This window comes from Mesorhizobium sp. M0106, assembly GCF_040322715.1.
Taxonomy (GTDB): domain Bacteria; phylum Pseudomonadota; class Alphaproteobacteria; order Rhizobiales; family Rhizobiaceae; genus Mesorhizobium.
On the sequence record NZ_JAMYUA010000025.1, the window covers coordinates 64,119 to 81,480 of the forward strand.

A 17,362-nucleotide genomic window follows, 5' to 3' on the forward strand; every position below is an offset into this window, starting at 1 on the left:
GCGCCTGCGCTGACCGTCAGCTGCCGTGAGGAGGCCGACGAACTGATGTCGCTCGTGCGTGCGTCGGCCGCACGAGCGCGGGACTGGATGTCAGCATAAACCGGCGATCCGCTCGACATGCTGCGGCAGATCAAATTCGAGCCTGTCGCCTTTCATTCGATCGAGGATCGTGCGCTCAACTTCATCGAGCAGATCAATCAGACCTGGACGTTTGCAGTCGCGATTGGCGCTGCCAGGCAGTTGCTGCAGCTGCATCCGAATATCGGCGGCTTCCGCCTCGCGCCTGGCGCCCATGCGTCGCTCGAGCTCGACATCATGAGCGTGGAGCTGGTGAGGTTGGCGCGGAGACCTTCGCTGCGGCAACCCCCCGCAACAACGGCAAACTTGCGGCGGACCTCGCGAAGCTCGCGGGGCGGCCCGAACGCAACCGGTACGTGTTCTTCATGTCTCCGCTGTTCCCCGGAAACTCGCGGCGGCCGCAATTTGAGAAAGATGGTATTGAGGTCTGGTCGATCGATGTCTGACCTGCGAACCGCACGACCTCCGGTCGAGGATGTGATTACTGGCCTTACAACCAAATCCGCGCGAATTCGGGCGCTCGCGCTAGCCGGCTACGAGCGGGCGGAGATCGCCCGTATGCTCGAGCTCCGATACCAGCATGTTCGCAAAGTGCTCGTCGATGAGGAAGCCAGAGGCGCACAGGGGCAACGACCTCGTAGCGCCGGGAAACCCAAGGCGGCGGATCATGCGGCTGCCAGCCCGCGCTTGGACGCCTCGCCTGCAGTATTGATCAAGGCCGGGTTCCGGCCAGTCGGCGAGTGGACCCGCCTTTCGGAAGAGGCCTTCCATCTTAGCGAGAGGGCGCCCAACGAGCCTGGAATCTACGCCTTCGCCGTTGACGGAGTGGTTAAATATATCGGGCTGACCCAGACAGGTTTGCACGCGCGGATGGGCCACTACCGGCGGGGCCACAAAGGCCACAGGACGAGCTCGCGCGTGGAAGGCGCTGATCCTCGAGTGCCTAGCCGAGGCAAAGTCGGTGCAGGTTTTTGTCGCGACACCCGAGGCGCTCGAGTGGAACGGTCTGCCGGTGAGCACTGCCGCCGGGCTTGAAGCCGCCCTCATCCGCGCCATGCGACCCAAATGGAATATGCTGGGAGCGAAGCGGCTGATACCCGGGGCTTCCCTCTCGGAATAGGAGAGTTCCCGTCCTAGGTTTAGAGGCATGTGCAATGCCCCCGAACAGGTCGGTGAGGTGATGGGCAACAAGATGGACCACCTCTCCCTCCGGCTGGATCCGCCCGCGGACGGCAAGCAGGGAGGACGAAAGCACAAGAACCGAACGGATATCTAACTAGGAGGAACCGCCGCCGCCGTATGCGCGGCGGCGGTTTGATGATCATGCGACCGCGATCGCATTTGCCATCGCGTTGACTGTGAGAGCGAATAGGGCCGGTTTCGATAGCGTCGCCTTGAGCTGATCTGGCCAATCCGGATGGACGGATGCCCATGCGAGTATCTTGGATGCATCGAGACGTCGATGACTCGCAAGATAGCGCGACGAGATCTTTGCCGGTACCGACTCGCGCACATAGTGGGCATTGAGCGGCCGAAGGGTGGTGAACAGCCCGTATGCCTTGGCGAACGTCTCGACCTCGCCCTCCTCAGCGAGCGAAGAAAGTAACTCCAGCACCGGCCCGGAGGTGTGATGTACGCGTCCGAACCGAAACGGGAGATGGCGTCCGCGACCCGCCGCGCGTTGCGGACGCCGATAGCAGCAAGCGCGTCGTGCAGAGCACGTACCCTCGGCGCCGCCTGCCCCTGCCCAATACTCGGCCTTTCCGGTCCGGTTGTCAGCAACACGCGCCGCCACCGCCTCCGCATTGGGAGAAAGCACCCTGACCCGCCCCTCCTGGACGTCCAGAATGCCGGCAGCGATCAATGTCGCAAGCTCGGCGTCGAACCGTGGGAGCATCGTCTTGAAACAGAGACGCCAGGTCGCCACGGAACACAAAGGCAAGTGTGTCGGGCTCAAGCCAGGGGACGGCTCGCGTTCCTCCATGGACGTTGAGAAGGAGGCCGAGGACGAGTGCTTCTCGCAGTCGCTGGCCGGCTCCTGAACCAGGCCGTAGCAGAGGGTTGCGACTGCGGTGCAACGCGGCGGTCGCCATCAGATACGGAAAGACGTCGCGATACCAACGCGGGGGTGTTTCGCGATCGGGTGCTGCTTCCGCCGGATCTTTGTCGAGCCACGCGAGCACGGGTGGACGGCAGGGCTCGGGCAACGCTACGAGCAGCCGCTTGCGAAAGGCACCTAGCTCGATCGGTCGAACGGAGTTGCTGAGAGCTGCCTCAAGATCGTGCCAGTCTCGGAAGCCCCCGCCGCGGGCAACTGCTGCCTGGCATTTGTTCAACGGAAAAACGAAGCCGCTGTCCTCAAACAGCCGCTTCAACTCCTTTGCGCATTTCTTAGCGCCATCAAGTGTGGAATACACGCGAAGTCCTTCATCTCGGCCTTGTCGAGATGCGCTGCTCACCTCTTGCGGCCGGAATCAGGGTTCGGTCGCGAGAAAGAATACCCGTTGGACGACGGTCCTTCGCCATGGCAGCGGCCACGCCGACGATGGCGGCGCTCAACCAACAATATGCGAGTTGCTGAGAAGGTTCAATCCTGACCCAACCCTAGGGGCGGCTGCCGGACAAGCTGGCCGTGAAGATAGATCTTGACGGTCGTTCCTCTGATGCGTCGGAGTCGCGGTGACTACTTGCGTCGCTAAGAGCGTGCGCCGAGCTGACGGTTGTCTATCGACCCATCTTCATGAGCATCTCGTCCATTCGTTCAAAAAGCCGGTTCTCGGGCGGGTCCCCCGCATCCGCTCCCGTAAGCATGTGGCACAGATCGTCTAGGTTGATGACCAGTATGAACTTCCCATTCTCACGCAAGATCGTCTCGGCAGATTTCCGGGCGCTCTCATCGGCGCCTGATCGCGCGACCAGGATAGCGACCGTCCTGAGCCCTTTGGAGAAGAGATATTTTTCGGTGATTTGGATCTCAGCTTGACCAATCGGCTCATGATAGTTTTTCGCGTCGAAGACAATGTAGCGAGACGAGAAGTCGGCGGCGATCATAGACCAGAATGAACCGCGATCTGATTTGATCCGGCCAATCAAATCCATTCGGTTCAGCTTATCGTCGGTGCGCTGTTGAGAACTCAGATTGGAGAGTTCCGCCGCAAATAGAAACCGAATAGCCTGCTCGCAATATTTCTCGAAGTCGCTCCAACCTTCCTTGCCGGCTGGGATTTGACGGAGGCGCGAAGCGAGCTTCCAGCCTGTCGGCGATTGCGTGTCCACGTTGCCGCGAATGCCAGAATCACCGTCGAGGACAGTTTCTGAGACGAGCTCTTCGAGGGCGTCCGCGAGTGCGTCATCTTTCTCTGCCAACGACCTCAGAGTGCCCAGTCCCCAAATCTGAACTTCAGGTGCGGCGGTCGACTTGAGCTCCGCGAGGGCCTGGTCCGAAATGTCGAGGGATACGATGACGATCCCGCCATCGAAGCCCTCTGTTCTAACGATCCCATGGATGTGAGAAATCGCGTCTCTTACATGCCGCTGCCAATCTTTCTGCCAGCGGAACATCTTGAACTCGACGGCCAACTTTCTGACTGTCTCTTTCGGCGTAAACGTCAAGTCTGGAAGCGAACGGTAGAGTTCCCATTCTTCCTCGTCTGCTGGCTCTTCATCCGGCCGCGTTGCGGCCGCCAGGCCGACGTCCTCCTGCGCGAGAATCCGTAGCAATAGATCTTGCCAATCTCGATCGAGGTTGTGGGTCTCGATCTGCAGCTCTTTCATCTTCCCCATTGTGTCTCCTGCGTTTGTAAGCCTCTAAACCGCTACCGAGTTCAGCAGCCCCGAAGGCGTAGCTCGCGCTGAAACCCTCCATCCATCGGCATCGGTGTGGCTTGCTGTTGCGTCATGGCTGGATCGCAACTTCCGCAACCAAGCTCAAGTTTTTTCACCTCGTCCGTCGGCCTCAGGCCGTTGTCTTGCATCTGTCACAAAAAGGATGTCTTAATGTAGATCTTGAGGGGACGTGCATAATGCGGACACTTGTGCTGATAGCATTGGGTGTACTTGCGGCAACTCATACTGCGTTTGCTTGGGGGACCTCTGGTCATTCGATTGTTGCGGAGATCGCGCAGCATCGTTTGAACGACGCGGCCGCCGTTGGTGTCGAATCCATCCTGGGGCCGGGTACGTCACTCGCATCCATCGGTAGTTGGGCAGATGATGAACGCGCTCGAGACCGGAGAACGACCCGTTGGCATTTCGTCGAAATACCATCCGCCGCCGCAGCCTACGACGCGACTCGCGACTGCACACCCGACCCGGCGCTTGGTGATTGCATCATCGCAGCGATCGACCGGGAACTCGCGCTCGTCAGCTGTGCCACCGCACCAACGGAACAGCGGCAGCGGGCGCTGAAGTTCCTGGTTCACCTCATTGGAGACCTCCATCAACCGTTGCACACGATCAAGGACGAACGCGGCGGAAACGGCATCGATGTCACGATAACCACCCTGGAGCGGGTGAACGGAGACCTACCGTTCAACACAAACCTGCACTCAGCTTGGGACGCTGCTCTGATCGACAAGACCGCCTGGTCATGGGATAGCTATGTCGAGCGCCTCGAAACCGGTTGGCTCAGGACGGCTGACGCCACTGCCATTTCTGTCGGTACGACCACCGACTGGGCGAACGAGAGCCACCGCATCGCAGTCACACTGATCGCCAGCGTGCCGAACAACATAGTGCTGGATGATGCTTATCGGAACGAGAACCTTCCTCTGATCGACCACCAGCTGGGAACCGCGGGCCTTCGATTGGCGGAACTTCTCAACAGGGCTTTCTCGACCAGCAGCTGCCTACCTAGTGATTGAGTAGACGCCGTCACGAAGCGTTTGTGAGGTGGCCGGAAAACTCCGGCACGGGAGGTGACATGCCAAGAGCGACGCAGGACTTGTCCATTTCCCCGGAGGCTCGGAGGCAGGTCTATGCGGCGCGCCGATACGTGCAGCGGGACGTACAGGAGGAACTGGACCTACGCATCCCGTTCGACGTCTATTTTCAGGACCCGGCCATCACGGCGTCGGACCAGAAGTTCGATTTCGCGGATGGATTTCTGGTGCCCTGGGAACCGGGGTTGGGCGATGGTCCAACCAGTGCACGATTCGTGGTGGTCGATTATGACGGCGGCACTGAGTCCTTCGCCGCGCCGGCGAAGTGGGATCCTCGGCGAAACGTTTTTCTCGACCAGAATGGCGATGAGGTAGACCGGAACAAGCTGAACACGCCTCAGTTCCACCAGGTGAACGTCTGGGCCACGCTGCAGAACGGACTTGATTACTTCGAGAACGGGTTTGGTTTGGGACGGCCAATTCGCTGGGGTTTCGAGGGCAACCGGCTGATCGTTGTTCCCCACGCCGGCTACGGCGAAAACGCCTACTACGATCGCGAGAGCAAGTCGCTCCAGTTCTATTATTTCGACCGACCTGCAGGCCGCGTTTTCACCTGCCTCTCAGCCGACATCATCAACCACGAATTCGGCCATGCCGTGCTCGAAGGTCTACGTCCCTACTATAACGAGTCCGTGCTGCCCGAGACCGCGGGATTTCACGAGTTCATGGGCGATATGGCTGCGATCCTGATCGCCTTCCGCAACAATGCCTTCCGTGCCCAACTCGTCGCGAAAACAGAGGGCGACCTCGACAGCGAGAGTGCGCTGTCCAGCATTGCCGACGAATTCGGCAGACAAGTGAAGGATCGGCCTTACCTGCGTAGCGCTCTGAACAAGCAGACGTTTGCTGACGTGAAAGACAGCCAGTCGCAACACTTCATGTCGGAGGTGCTGACCGGAGCCATATTTGACATCCTCCGCCGGCTGTCGCGATATTATATCGACGTTGAAAAGCTCTCTGTCGCAAAGGCATTCTGGTACACTGTGCGACGGATGCAAAACGTAGCAGTGCAGCCCCTCGATCTGCTGCCGCCCGTAGACGTCACCTTCAAAGATTATGCGATCGCCGTCCTGCGGGCAGAGGAGATCGCCAATCCGAGCGATCCGGACGGTCAGCGAGCGATGATGCTCGACGCGTTCATACAACGCGGGCTGATCGACGAGTCGGAGCGTGAAGAGCTTGGCCGAGCAAAGGTCACGTTCCGGCGTCTGCCTGTCGACATATTTCACGATGTCGAAACCATCGCGAATTCGCGGGCGTACGCCTACCGCTTCCTCGACGATAACCGTAAGTCGCTGCTTATCCCGTACACGGCGGACATTGTTCTTCCTGAGGTCACGACCGCGCAGAAGTTCACCATCGACGGGCGCCGACAGCCGAAGCAGGTCCTCGTCCAGTACGTCTGGCGCGAGGATGTCGAGCTCAACGGTGCTGAATTCGGCGCCTATGAAGGCCAGACCACAAGTCTGCTGTGCGGCGGCACGATCGCGCTTGATGAGAACGGCAACGTCCTTCACTGGGCGCGGAAGCCGGGTACCGGGCCACAGCTTGGCACGGGCCGGGACGCCGATGATGAGCTTGAGGAAGGACGAGAGCGCAGGGCGGCCTTCCTCTCGGCGTTGGCCCGTCGGATTGCGGCAGGGAGAATCAACAATCCGATTGGTGGGGAGGCTGGGCTGCTCGAGAAGAGCATAGCTCCTCTCGGCTCGCGCGTGATCGACGGCACGGTGCGCTTTCACCTGGCTCCGCATATCGGCCTCCATGACGATCGCGACGATGAAATGGGAGATGTGCAGTGGCAGATAAGCTCCTAGTCCGCGCCTACGACGTCGAGGTCGGCGACTGCATCTATTGCTGCATTCCCGGGGCGCGTGTGAAAGACGGTGCGGTCGACAACTTCCACATCCTCATAGACTGCGGTTCGAAGGGCCGGGCAGCGCTACTAAAGCGTGCGGTCGCAAATCTGAAAGAGATCCTGCCGGACGCCGGCGGTGGGCGGGTTCGGCTCGACCTTCTGGTCGCGACACACGAACATGCCGACCATATCAAGGGATTCGACCCCGAGGACTTCGACGGCATCCAAATCGAAAACATCTGGATGAGCGCGGCGATGAACGCGCAGCATCCTCAAGCCGAACACGCCTTTGCCCTCAACCGGCTTGCGGCGCGGGCCATGCGCAATCTTGCGGCGAGGGACCTGTCCCTGAGCCCTGAGCTCCAAGGCCTCGTTGCCCTCTATGAGCTCGGCAATGACGGCGCGATGGAGGCGTTGCGAACCACGCTTCCGACCCGAAACGCAATCGAACCCAAATACGTCCATGCCGACATGACGGAAGATGAATTGGCGATCGAGACACTGCAGGGCGCCACTCTCAAGGTTCTCGGGCCCGAAGAGAATATCGACCTCTATTATCTCGGTGATGAAGGGGCGGAGATCGTTCACGCCTTCAATGAAACGACAGGTGCCCTGCGAACGCTCAGGGACGAGCCCCAGGTCAGGCCCGAGAGCATAAGCGGCTCCGATTTCCGGCGTCTGCGATCGCGGATGATGTCGGGACTGTTCGCGTTCACGCAGGAAAACGACAAAGTCATCAACAACACCAGTGTCGTTCTGCTGATCGAATGGAAAGGACGGCGCCTTCTGTTCGTCGGCGATGCAGAATGGACCAATACGTTCCGCCTTGGGCAGGGAAATGGTTCCTGGAACACAATGTGGAACACGCGGCCCGAACTTCTGGGCGAGCGGATCGATTTCCTCAAAATCGGCCATCATGGCAGCGAGAACGCCACGCCTTGGTCCAGCGGCGGAAACGGCGAAAGCGAGCCTGCCAGGATCCTGAATGCGATCCTTCCCCTTCCTGCCGATGGAGAGCAGCCAGCCGCGAAAGCGCTCGTGTCGACGGCACGAGGGAACACGTACCCAAGCATCCCGCGCTCCGAGCTTCTTGTCGAGCTCGGCAAGCGCGTCGGCAACGCTCGAAAGTATCTGGACAGCTTCGGTGCGGCCGGTGCCGCGAACCTGCCGCACTATGCGGACCGGGAGGAGCAGTGGCTCATGGAGGCACAACCGCCGCGAACGGACCTCGAGTGCATCCTCAGTGGCAAGACTTATGTGGATATCGAGATCGAAGCGGAGTGACCGCCCGGGCGTCGATCTGGGCCCGCGCAGCACCGCGGCGACCGTCCGTCGGCAACTCCTCGCATGACATGAACCGTCATTTTGGCAAAGGGAGGGTCACATGAAACCAAGATACATACATATCGGCAGCTGGAATATCGAACATTTCGGGCGAGTGGACGACTCACCGAACAATCAGTACGCCATCGCCGAGCACATCGAACTCTCCGGCGTCAGCATTTTAGCGATTCAGGAGCTCTACATCACGGATGATTTCCCAGCCGGCGGCCAACTTGGAAACAAGTTCCTCAGAGCCTCCTTAGATCTCGTCGAGGAGCACACCGGCAATCATTGGGAGTACGAAATCTTCCCGAATCGTGATCCGAGCGATCGAGAACAGCTTTGTGGCATCGCCTGGAACACGGCCCGCGTAACAAAAGTCGGCGACACCCTGCGCGTCAACGTGTCGAACCAGGTCGTCGACGACAACGGAGACAGGCTCTTCCTTTGGGACAGGCATCCGCATGCGGTGAAATTTGCGGCGAGGCCCGGTGAAGACGCAGCCATACAACTGACGGACTTCGTGGTGATACCGCTTCACATGAAGTCGAACGTCGGGCAACGCCACGTCGTGATGCGCACGCGATACCATGAAGCGCGCGAACTGATGGCGCAGATTGCCGCAATTGGCGATGCCTTCGATGAGCGTGATATCATCGTCCTCGGCGACACCAACTGCAAAAGGCGTGACGAAGGAGCGATTCAGGCCTTCATCGAGAGCGGCTTTGAAGACTTGAATGAAGACGACATCCCGACCTACGCGATCGGCAATGATGCTCCGTTCGACCGCATCTTTATCCCGCGCGGCGCCGAGCGGAAAACCTTCCGGTTTAGCCGCCAGTATATTCTGAGATCGGCAAGTCCCCTGGCGCATGATAAGTATCTTTCCGACCACTATCTGGTGAAAACCTCAATCGTGGTGCGGCGGGACGATGATTTTGGGAGCGCCGAAATTGCTGCTGCTGTGAGCGTAACCTAGTCCTGGCGAAGTCGGATCTCAGGGTATGGGGGCAGGCGGTGCATGTTGGTTGATCGACGTGGAGGGGGCATGGGGAAGACACTCATTGCGATAGGTATTGCCATTCTCGCGATAGGCCTTCTTGTCACGTTCGCCCTGACACCGGAGGCCCTTCGCATCGTCGGCGATTTTGCGCGCATCGGATCGGGGTTCGACGGTGCCCTCCCGCTGCCTCCGGATGAAATCAACAACGCCATCAGCGAAGCCAATGCCATCGCGACCAGCGTGAATCAGGCGACCATTGAGACCAAATCCTGGGCACAATGGCTGTTGACGCTGGTCGTCGTGTTCGGAGCTGGAACGACGGTACTCGCTGGCCTGCAGAAGGCAATCCAATGGGGACCGCGGGCCAGCACCCTGCTGACCCTTGCCATCGGTTTGCTCGGTGCAGGCGCCGCCGTCTCGACGTCCGGTGCAACTTATCTGAATGGCGTCGCCGATAGCCGTTTCGCCTGCGTGGAACATTGAACAGGAGGCGGCCAAAACGCTCAGTTCGGTCAGAGATGAAACCGATGCACAGGCGGCGCGCCAATACCTTGATGACCTGCTCCGGTCTGCGAACCGTTGCAAAAGCTCTCCGGACGATCCCAATGCCGATACTGAAGCCTTCTGTCGCCGCCGGGAGCCTCGACAAACGAAACCGCGTCTCTTCCGTCGATCAAGCAGAGCCTGGGGTCGATTTCTAGAAGAGACTTCTTGCCGCCAACGAGGTCGGCCGGCCATGTCGGCACAAATGGCAGCCCCAGGCATGGCCAGAGCAACGATGCGAAGGCAGGCCCGTCATTGCTTTCAGACGACATGCTTGAAGACAACAGACCTACCAAATAACCGCCACTGTCAAAAACGGGTCCACCGCTCATTCCGCCGACTGCATGAGCGCTAATCTCGAAGCTCGGCCACCGCATCAGAGCGCTGTCTCGTTTGTCGTCATAGACCGTAACCACCTTCCCTCGCGAGGCAAAGGCTTCACCTCTAAAGCCTGTACCGATCAACGTGTCCTCAAAGCGAAATCCAATGACCGTCACGGTCTCGCCTTCCTGCGGCGAACGTGTCGTTATCCACGCTTGTCTGTACACATTCCGGTCCGGAAGAGGCGAGGCCGCTTCAAGACTCAAAATCGCGATGTCACTATTGGCATTTGAAGTGACGCCTCGAAGTCTCCAAAACATCGCGGCATCATCTCTCAGGCCAAATGCCACACACTCAGTGCGGCTCTCCCGTAGGGCCTCTGCTTGCGGGTCAAGCGTATGCGTCGCTGTCACCGCAATCCCTGGCGCGACCATGACGGCGGTCCCTTGGACCGAAACTCTCGCACCTTCTGTAAATGCCAAACCTAAGACGACCCCACCGAAATGGCCCCAGTTCTCGATTGAGCCAAAGCCGGCCTCTACTCCGATGTTCATTTGAAAGCGCATGGCCTCGAAATGGACTTCACTGCCAACTGCGGCAGCAGCTAACGGGTCGCTTGTGATCGTTACTGCGGCGCGTCGTCGGACCCCAATGGGCGTAGTTTCCATGTCGTCCCCAATCACCTAGTGGAGAGTGTTTACCGATATCGCCGAATCGAGCGTAAAGGAGTCCCTTAGTATCTTAGGGGTAGCGGGCCTGATTGGGGAATAGCTTCCCCTCCTCCTATACCGGGCGGAACTACCGTGAGTCTTTCCGGTACTAAAGGCAGTCACTTTGAGCACTACCCCCCTGCAACCAAAGGGGGCCATCTGGCAGCCGGGCCGATGAAGGCGAGGATCGCAGGCCCTCTTGCCTGAAGCCCCCGACGCGAACGCCTAAAAGGCCACCAGAGGGGCCACTCCTACACCATAGGGGGGGAGTTATCGAAATGTCGTACTCCAGCGCCGCCCTGGCCAACTCTTGGAACCAATCACAGACCATCCCGTTCGACTCGCCAGCTTTGCGGAGTAGCGAGATGCGCGACGAGCAGTTTGACATTCCGGTGACCATCGAGACTGAACGCACCGGCCGATTCTTGACGGTGACCCGAACTGCCCAAGCCGCGAGTTTCCTCGTTGAACGCTGGCCGGCCGAGAAGCGCGGCCCAAAGTACCGCTCAGCCCTCAAGGCGATGATGGACGTTATGGAGCAGCGCAAGACCGTGAGTGTCGCCCGAAAGGCATTCGTCGGGGCCGCCAAGGAAGCCGGCGTTTTCGTGCGAGAGGACTAAGCCCGCCTCACTCCATGTCCGGCACGTCGCCACCCACAAAGAGCGTCGTGGGCTCTCCATATTCGCCAAGCGATGGGTTGGCATCACGCGACCACGCCATGACGCCGGCATGTTTCGTCACAAGGCTCTTCGCCATTTGCTCAAGCTTCCTAATGGCGTAAGAAGCGATCAGATCGGGATGTATAGGGCACCAACTAGTATGGAATTATCCGTCTTTGAACTGAACGAGGGGCAAACCCTTCGTATCAAATCTCCCGGCAAGTGCATCTACTGCGGAAGCGACCAGGGCCAACTCAGAAACGAGCATGTCATCCCATACGCGCTCGCAGCTAATACGATCGTTCTTGAAAAATCCTGCTGCGAAACCTGTCAGAACATCATTCAGCGATATGAGCAAGAAGTTCTAAAGAAGCAGCTGGGCATATTCAGGACGCAAGTTGACGCACCTACACGCCGACCGAAAGAAAGACCTACCTGTGCGGACCTGCATTTCGTCGAGGTGAATACCGAAGGGCAAGTGATAAGGGATTTGGGCTTTCGTTCTATACCCATCAATGAGGCCCCAATCGCATTCCACTTATGGGCTTCTCCTCTGCCACGCCGCCTCCGTAATCCCATAGACCCAGCCATCGAACGTGGGAGTCCATGGTCTTTCGTTGATGAGGAAGCTGCCGTCACTCTATGTCGAAAGGTCGCAGCGGAAACAGGCGCAAACCACGTTGCTGTAAAGACCGGTGAAGTAAACCGCCTTCATTACCTTCGATCACTCGCGAAGACTGCGCATGCCTTTGCGGCGGCCAAATTTGGACTGGATGCGCTTGAGCCGTTCCTGACTGATTTGATCCTCAACCGATCCGATGACGTTTCAGAGTACGTGGGTGACGATCCTTTCGTAGCACCGATTGAGGATATCGACGGGCACACGTTGCAGATATTTCTTGGTGAGGCGATGGGTGGCCCCGAGCAGGGGTTGCTTACAGTGCGCTTCCAACTGTATCCCTTCCTAGATAGTCCGGCTCATTTGGTCGTTGTGGGCAAGGCGCTTGTGGACATAGGGGCGAGACTACGCGGAGAGGTTTGATGACTGGCGTGCGGCCATCGCCTCCTCGACCCCTAATGTCGCCGCATGATGCCATACCTACTGGTCCTCGGGTAGTCCCTGTGGCTGGCCCCTGCGCGGTAGTGCAGCACAAGATGGTCGCCATGATGGCGGGAGACGCCTGGCCTGGCGTGATGGCGGGCCTGCGGTGGGCACGGCGCAGAAGGGGGCGGAAGTGCCGTTTGGGGAGTGACTGGGTGAAGGGCTTGATTGGGAATAGCTTCCCCTCCTCCTCTACCGGGCGGAACTATCGTGAGACTTGCCGGTACTCTAGGCAGTCACTTTGGGCACTACTGCCTAGCGGGTCCTAATGGGGCTATCTGACGGCCGGGCCGATGAAGGCATTCGGGTAAGGTGGCTTGCAGAGATAAAGATGGTGCGGCGGGTGATTTGGAAGGATCAGGACTGACCAAACCGGCCCTCTGAAAAGTTACTGGCTAAATGATGTCCACGATATGAGCCTGTCACTCTTTCTGATCCCGGCGATCTCATCCAGCATGTCTATAAGCTCGTCGCTCTTCCGTCCGTGTTCAAGGAACTGACGCCTGCGAAATGGCTCTGTTAGTACCGGTGGCTTGCCGACGAAAAAGAGCCTGTCCTGAGAATAAATCTGCGTAATGTTGTTGATCCAATTTACAATCCAGGGCGCGGCGCTAAAGGATGCACAGTTCGGCGTTGATCGCATATACCGAGGGGTACAAAGATAAACGCACAAGTGGGGAGTTAGAGGCACCAGCGCTCGCCCATCTATTCTATTGGCCAACAATCCTCCGGTCAGCCAGTCAAGATGCCCATCGCCAAATATGAACTTCTTATATGTTGAGTGAATTAAAACGAAATATTGGTTTGATATAAGACCATTTTCACACCGTTCCTTTGCAGTGCTGTACGCCTGTCTCATATTGCCTTTCCCAACGTCTTCGTTGGGAGGCAATCCGACAAGCTCAGGGTAGCTTTCAAACCGAAATCTGCTGCCTGGGCTACGGATGAGAAGGGAAAACAGTACGAGTAGAAGGCCGCGATGAACGTCTTCAGGAAGGTCGTAAAAGCGGCACATGTCACGCAAATTTCGATCACGCTTGAAAAACAACGGGATCATCTTAAAGAATTCACTTATATTTGTTCCAAGTGGTTTCAAGGATATTAGCGTCTCTACAATGCTCGGTGCCACATCATCGGCACTTTGAAAGTCCCCCTCGAAATTAGTTTCCCAGACGTTTCCCTTGAATACAGTATGTCCGTGGGCCTTTTTGGCAATCTTGCGGTTTCTTGCCCGCTTCTTTTCAACTCTCTCGTCAGGCTCAATCCACCATACGTCTCCGTTCTTGTCCGCCCAATATTTTTGAAGCCCGACAGGCCACCAATGATGCTCACGAGATTTCGATGATCCAGTGGCCATTGTGCGATCTCAACGTTGCCTAAAATAACGAACCGTGGGCCGCTGCCTGCGGAACCTTGATTTGCGTGGCCGGCTTCTCGACAATCACGAGGGCATCGTCAGGTGCACTGCGCTGTAGCCGCTTCGTCTCAGACCACGGTGCCGCAAGCCACGTCTCGGTCTCCTCTTGCGTGGTAAGAATCACCGGCATGGCCTTCTCGTGGATAGGCTTGATAAGGGCGTTGGGAGCGGTTGTCAGGAAGCCATAGACCTAATGATCGCCAGCGCCGTCCTTCACCTTGCGCACCCCATGCCAAGACGTCCAGAAGCCCGCGAAGAAGAACAGCGGGCGGTCTTCATTGATGGCAAACCAGAAGTTTCGCTGAATGCCGGTCTCGGGGTTCTTGTCGTTCGTCACAGGGGTAGGCTCCGCGAAGCTCGTCACCGGGACCACGCACCGGTGCTCGACACCCAGAAACTGCTGCCAATGGTCATAGTTTGGGTGGCGGATGTTTGTCCTGCCGTAGTCCGCCTTGCCCGTGACCTGGCTGGGTTCCGTAGGCATCCCCCAAAGCAGGCTGGTAAGCTCGCGCTCTCCGTCCAGGGCGTTGCGCACCACGGGGCCTGGGGGCCGGTTGGCATAGATGTCTATGGACGGCTCTAGGTTGCCCAAGATGTCCCGCAAGGCACGGGTCCACTGGCGGACGGCCTCTTGCGACGTGGTGATGTTGTAGAGGTTGCACATGGCTAAGAATGTGCACTAACAGCGGAACAGTCGGCAAGCTCTACGCATGGCAGCCCGAGGAACTAAACCACGGCAGAAGATCGCCATACGCCCATATTAGCGTGCCGACAGCGCCTAGAAGCGGGAGTAGAAACAGCGGGTTCCAAATATGGACTTGCTCAACCGGTCCGCCGCCCATTACTCCGGCCTTTGGCTCATGCCATTCCCGAAGGGCATACAAGACCGCAGCCGTGAACGCCACAATGCCACCGCCCCGAGCAAAGTTTAGCCCGCAATGGGAGTGGACAGCCCAGATAGCATGTACCGCGATCACGAACACGCTGATGGCTAGTCCTAGCCTCGGGGCCAAATAGTTGACGGCCTTCCGTCGCATCCAGGGATAGGTCCGTGCCCTATTTCGCATAACGCGCAAAGAGAGCCAGAGCGTGAACGCCTCGGCATGCTTGATATCCAAATAGTCAGTTGGCTTGCTTTCGGGCTTATCGGCGGTCATTCTTAAAACTCCGGCACCGTTTCGGCGAGACCCGGCTTGATGGCCAACACCTGAAGCACCACCAGTCGGTATCAGTTGCTACCTTTCCCGCATTCCTCCGAAAATATCGCCGTGCTTCTCAGATAACTGAAGCAATTGCTCCTTTGCTTGCCGTGCAAGCGCGGAACTAGAACTGGGTAGGCACCCCATTTGGAATGTGTCGCGCTCCCGCCCCACGAAAAAACGAGAGAATCTCGCAACGTCTTGAGGCCTCTTGGTGGGGGAAACGTAGCAGACCACCCCGTCAAGGAAGAACCGGTAAAATGCATGTCTTTCAAATCTAAAGGGAGTAATCTTCGGAAGCTCTTCCTGCCCGCAGAAGAATGCGAAATAAACCGGGAACTCGTCAGCGGCCCCTGGATCATCGTCCAGAATCCTTTGGCGAAGGTCCTCCAGCCGCTTCGGGCGAACCGTGACCAACTCGAACGCCGGAAGATTGCTAACAGCCGCCCGCCACAGGAGCGAAAGGGCAAATAGCCGAACAGAGGCTGAATTAATACCGGTGACGGTGTGGATAGTTCCGGGAACAAATGAATCGAGTAGCTCGCCGGGATCGAGCGGATTGCGGCGCTTGCGATAGGTAAAGCCTTTCTCGATAAAACATTTCGCGGCTACGTCATCCAACTTTGCTATGATCGCCTCGCCGGCATCGGCCATGATGCCCCTATCATACCATCCGCTGTACGCTTTCCTCGGCCTGCCTCGTCCATCCCATTCCTTGAAGGGGCCATCAGACACTCGCCTCATGAAGGCATCGGGAATGATGTGCGATTTCGCCATAGGCCCGACGCTGCCTGTCAAAAGACAAGTTCCAATCGGCCGCTGCCCAGCGTTACCCATATGCGTGCATCGCTTTCCTAATCACTGGAAGCGCAACCCCGACAACTCCCCCACACGCCCCGCCCATGGCCTGTTTCGCGCTCTCCGCCTTTGATCTTGCTACCATGATTCCGTCATGCATTGGCAGCGCCGGGACGCCTTGCGCCATGAGTATTCGTAGGGCCGCGACCAGGATGCGGCTCTCGGTGAACATGAGCCTGAGGCCAAGCCCGGTGCCGAACATGCTGGCAATGGCCGGGTGACGTTTCGCCAGGGCCTCGCTGAGCCGCTCGGCGTTCCACTCCTTGCCTGCGGTCTCCCGGACCTCGCTGGGCAGCCGGCGCATGGCCCCCTGGCGGGAGAGCAGCGCGGAGAGACCCATCTTGGCCGCTGCTCGCGGAAGGCCCTCTATGCCCCCGTATGGGTCACCCCGAGGCAACACCGCGCCAGCCGCCAGGTAAGCCAGTTGCGGGAACATGGCGGTGAAGTCGAGGTCCGCCACCGCTTCGCCATTGATCTTAATGAGGTGCCGCCGGGTCTTCGGAAGGTTCATCCAGAAGCCGCCGTAGAGCCGCCCGTGTTGATCGAACGTATGGGGTGCATCCGGGTGCTCAATCTGGAAGCGACGGGTGAGGAAGACAGGAAGCTGCGGCGGGTTACCGTCGAGCCCGATATCGGCCTCTGCGAGGAACGCATTGATGGCCTGCATGTCCGCCCGCATGGCGATGGTTTCGGGGGTGTCGGCGTAGTCCAGGAGCAGCTTGCTGCGGCCCCTCCCGGTGGAGGCCTTGAGGATGATGGTCTCGGCTCCCGCCTCCCGCCCAATCGGCCTCGGGCCGGACTCCAGGCCCGCCAGCATCTCACGAAGGCGCGGGGTCGGCTCGATGGTGGACCGCTGATTGCCTCGCCCGCCGCGCTGCCGGGTGACGAGACCCAAAGCCTCCATACTACCGATTAGCTTTGTGACCACCTCGCGGGGAAACCTGGGGCGGTCGTAGCGGGTCGTCGGGTCGTTCCTCGCGGATACGGCTAAACGGGTCCCCGCTGGGTGGTGGAGCACCAGATGGGCGAGGCTGGCGATGAGGTTCTCTGTGACTGTCCTACGGCGCTCCGTGGCGTCCCGGCGCTGGCGGGGTGGCATGGGGGAGTTATGCTCGATGTCCGCGAAGACGGCGGCGGCGAGGGCCTGGAGGGCGGGACATGCGGGGGTCAGCCAAGGGTCGTGGTGGATGTCGCTGCCGATGACTCGCTCCTCATCGGTATCGTGCGGCTCTGCCTCTGGGGTCATGGCCCCTCCACGGCTATGGTGAAAGGCCGCGGAATTTCGCATGTCTGGACGGACCCCAGCCCTAGGTCGCCAAATGACGGGTTGGTGGAGCGTTGGTAGGCCAAACCT

Annotated in this window: 16 protein-coding genes and 2 pseudogenes; 9 read left to right on the forward strand and 9 right to left on the reverse strand. The window is 58.8% G+C overall.

Going from position 1 to position 17,362, the window contains the following annotated elements:
- Positions 1-90 precede the first annotated feature (90 nt).
- Together NKJ55_RS22695 and NKJ55_RS22700 are read right to left on the reverse strand one after the other, a co-directional pair.
- Positions 91-294: a hypothetical protein gene (locus NKJ55_RS22695; protein ID WP_352451803.1), complete on the reverse strand. Its 204-nt coding sequence runs from the start codon at positions 292-294 to the stop codon at positions 91-93.
- 1,105 nt (positions 295-1,399) lie between these two features.
- Entirely contained in the window at positions 1,400-1,942 is a 543-nt protein-coding gene (locus NKJ55_RS22700; protein WP_352451804.1) for a hypothetical protein, read from the reverse strand.
- Between the two features lie 37 nt (positions 1,943-1,979).
- Here NKJ55_RS22700 and NKJ55_RS22705 point away from each other — a divergent pair, with 37 nt between their 5' ends.
- Entirely contained in the window at positions 1,980-2,120 is a 141-nt protein-coding gene (locus NKJ55_RS22705) for a hypothetical protein (RefSeq protein ID WP_352451805.1), read from the forward strand.
- 682 nt (positions 2,121-2,802) lie between these two features.
- Here the strand turns inward: NKJ55_RS22705 and NKJ55_RS22710 are convergent.
- Positions 2,803-3,861 carry a hypothetical protein gene (locus tag NKJ55_RS22710; protein ID WP_352451806.1) on the reverse strand — a complete coding sequence of 353 codons (1,059 nt, stop codon included), beginning with the start codon at positions 3,859-3,861 and terminating at the stop codon, positions 2,803-2,805.
- Positions 3,862-4,100: 239 nt separating this feature from the next.
- On the opposite strand from NKJ55_RS22710, the gene NKJ55_RS22715 reads away from it, so the two are divergent.
- From NKJ55_RS22715 to NKJ55_RS22740, 6 genes and pseudogenes are all read left to right on the forward strand, one after another.
- Positions 4,101-4,940 (forward strand): S1/P1 nuclease, encoded by an 840-nt coding sequence (locus tag NKJ55_RS22715; protein ID WP_352451807.1) that lies wholly within the window; start codon positions 4,101-4,103, stop codon positions 4,938-4,940.
- A gap of 59 nt (positions 4,941-4,999) precedes the next feature.
- Positions 5,000-6,832: a gluzincin family metallopeptidase gene (locus tag NKJ55_RS22720; protein WP_352451808.1), complete on the forward strand. Its 1,833-nt coding sequence runs from the start codon at positions 5,000-5,002 to the stop codon at positions 6,830-6,832.
- 59 nt (positions 6,833-6,891) lie between these two features.
- Positions 6,892-7,059 (forward strand): annotated as a pseudogene (locus tag NKJ55_RS22725) (MBL fold metallo-hydrolase); the annotation flags it as partial.
- Positions 7,060-7,116: 57 nt separating this feature from the next.
- Positions 7,117-8,157: a ComEC/Rec2 family competence protein gene (locus NKJ55_RS22730; protein WP_352451832.1), complete on the forward strand. Its 1,041-nt coding sequence runs from the start codon at positions 7,117-7,119 to the stop codon at positions 8,155-8,157.
- A gap of 100 nt (positions 8,158-8,257) precedes the next feature.
- Positions 8,258-9,175: an endonuclease/exonuclease/phosphatase family protein gene (locus NKJ55_RS22735; RefSeq protein WP_352451809.1), complete on the forward strand. Its 918-nt coding sequence runs from the start codon at positions 8,258-8,260 to the stop codon at positions 9,173-9,175.
- Positions 9,176-9,217: 42 nt separating this feature from the next.
- Positions 9,218-9,682 (forward strand): hypothetical protein, encoded by a 465-nt coding sequence (locus NKJ55_RS22740; RefSeq protein WP_352451810.1) that lies wholly within the window; start codon positions 9,218-9,220, stop codon positions 9,680-9,682.
- Positions 9,683-9,711: 29 nt separating this feature from the next.
- Here NKJ55_RS22740 and NKJ55_RS22745 read toward each other — a convergent pair whose 3' ends face one another.
- The gene (locus NKJ55_RS22745) at positions 9,712-10,731 is read right to left on the reverse strand and encodes a S1 family peptidase (RefSeq protein WP_352451811.1); all 1,020 of its coding nucleotides are present in this window, start codon (positions 10,729-10,731) and stop codon (positions 9,712-9,714) included.
- 407 nt (positions 10,732-11,138) lie between these two features.
- Here NKJ55_RS22745 and NKJ55_RS22750 point away from each other — a divergent pair, with 407 nt between their 5' ends.
- Entirely contained in the window at positions 11,139-11,393 is a 255-nt protein-coding gene (locus tag NKJ55_RS22750; protein WP_352451812.1) for a DUF982 domain-containing protein, read from the forward strand.
- Between the two features lie 7 nt (positions 11,394-11,400).
- Here the strand turns inward: NKJ55_RS22750 and NKJ55_RS22755 are convergent, their stop codons facing one another.
- Positions 11,401-11,529 (reverse strand): hypothetical protein, encoded by a 129-nt coding sequence (locus NKJ55_RS22755; RefSeq protein WP_352451813.1) that lies wholly within the window; start codon positions 11,527-11,529, stop codon positions 11,401-11,403.
- A 63-nt stretch (positions 11,530-11,592) separates the two neighbouring features.
- On the opposite strand from NKJ55_RS22755, the gene NKJ55_RS22760 reads away from it, so the two are divergent.
- Positions 11,593-12,474, forward strand: a complete 882-nt coding sequence (locus tag NKJ55_RS22760) for a hypothetical protein (protein ID WP_352451814.1) — start codon at positions 11,593-11,595, stop codon at positions 12,472-12,474.
- Between the two features lie 448 nt (positions 12,475-12,922).
- On the opposite strand, the gene NKJ55_RS22765 is transcribed toward NKJ55_RS22760, so the two are convergent.
- The 4 genes and pseudogenes from NKJ55_RS22765 to NKJ55_RS22780 form a co-directional block, all read right to left on the reverse strand.
- Positions 12,923-13,891 (reverse strand): hypothetical protein, encoded by a 969-nt coding sequence (locus NKJ55_RS22765; RefSeq protein WP_352451815.1) that lies wholly within the window; start codon positions 13,889-13,891, stop codon positions 12,923-12,925.
- 19 nt (positions 13,892-13,910) lie between these two features.
- Positions 13,911-14,615 (reverse strand): annotated as a pseudogene (locus NKJ55_RS22770) (SOS response-associated peptidase).
- A gap of 571 nt (positions 14,616-15,186) precedes the next feature.
- On the reverse strand, positions 15,187-15,804 hold the full coding sequence (locus NKJ55_RS22775; protein WP_352451816.1) for a hypothetical protein: 618 nt from the start codon (positions 15,802-15,804) through the stop codon (positions 15,187-15,189).
- Positions 15,805-15,979: 175 nt separating this feature from the next.
- Complete coding sequence (locus tag NKJ55_RS22780) at positions 15,980-17,254, reverse strand: hypothetical protein (RefSeq protein ID WP_352451817.1); 1,275 nt, start codon at positions 17,252-17,254, stop codon at positions 15,980-15,982.
- Positions 17,255-17,362 lie beyond the last annotated feature (108 nt).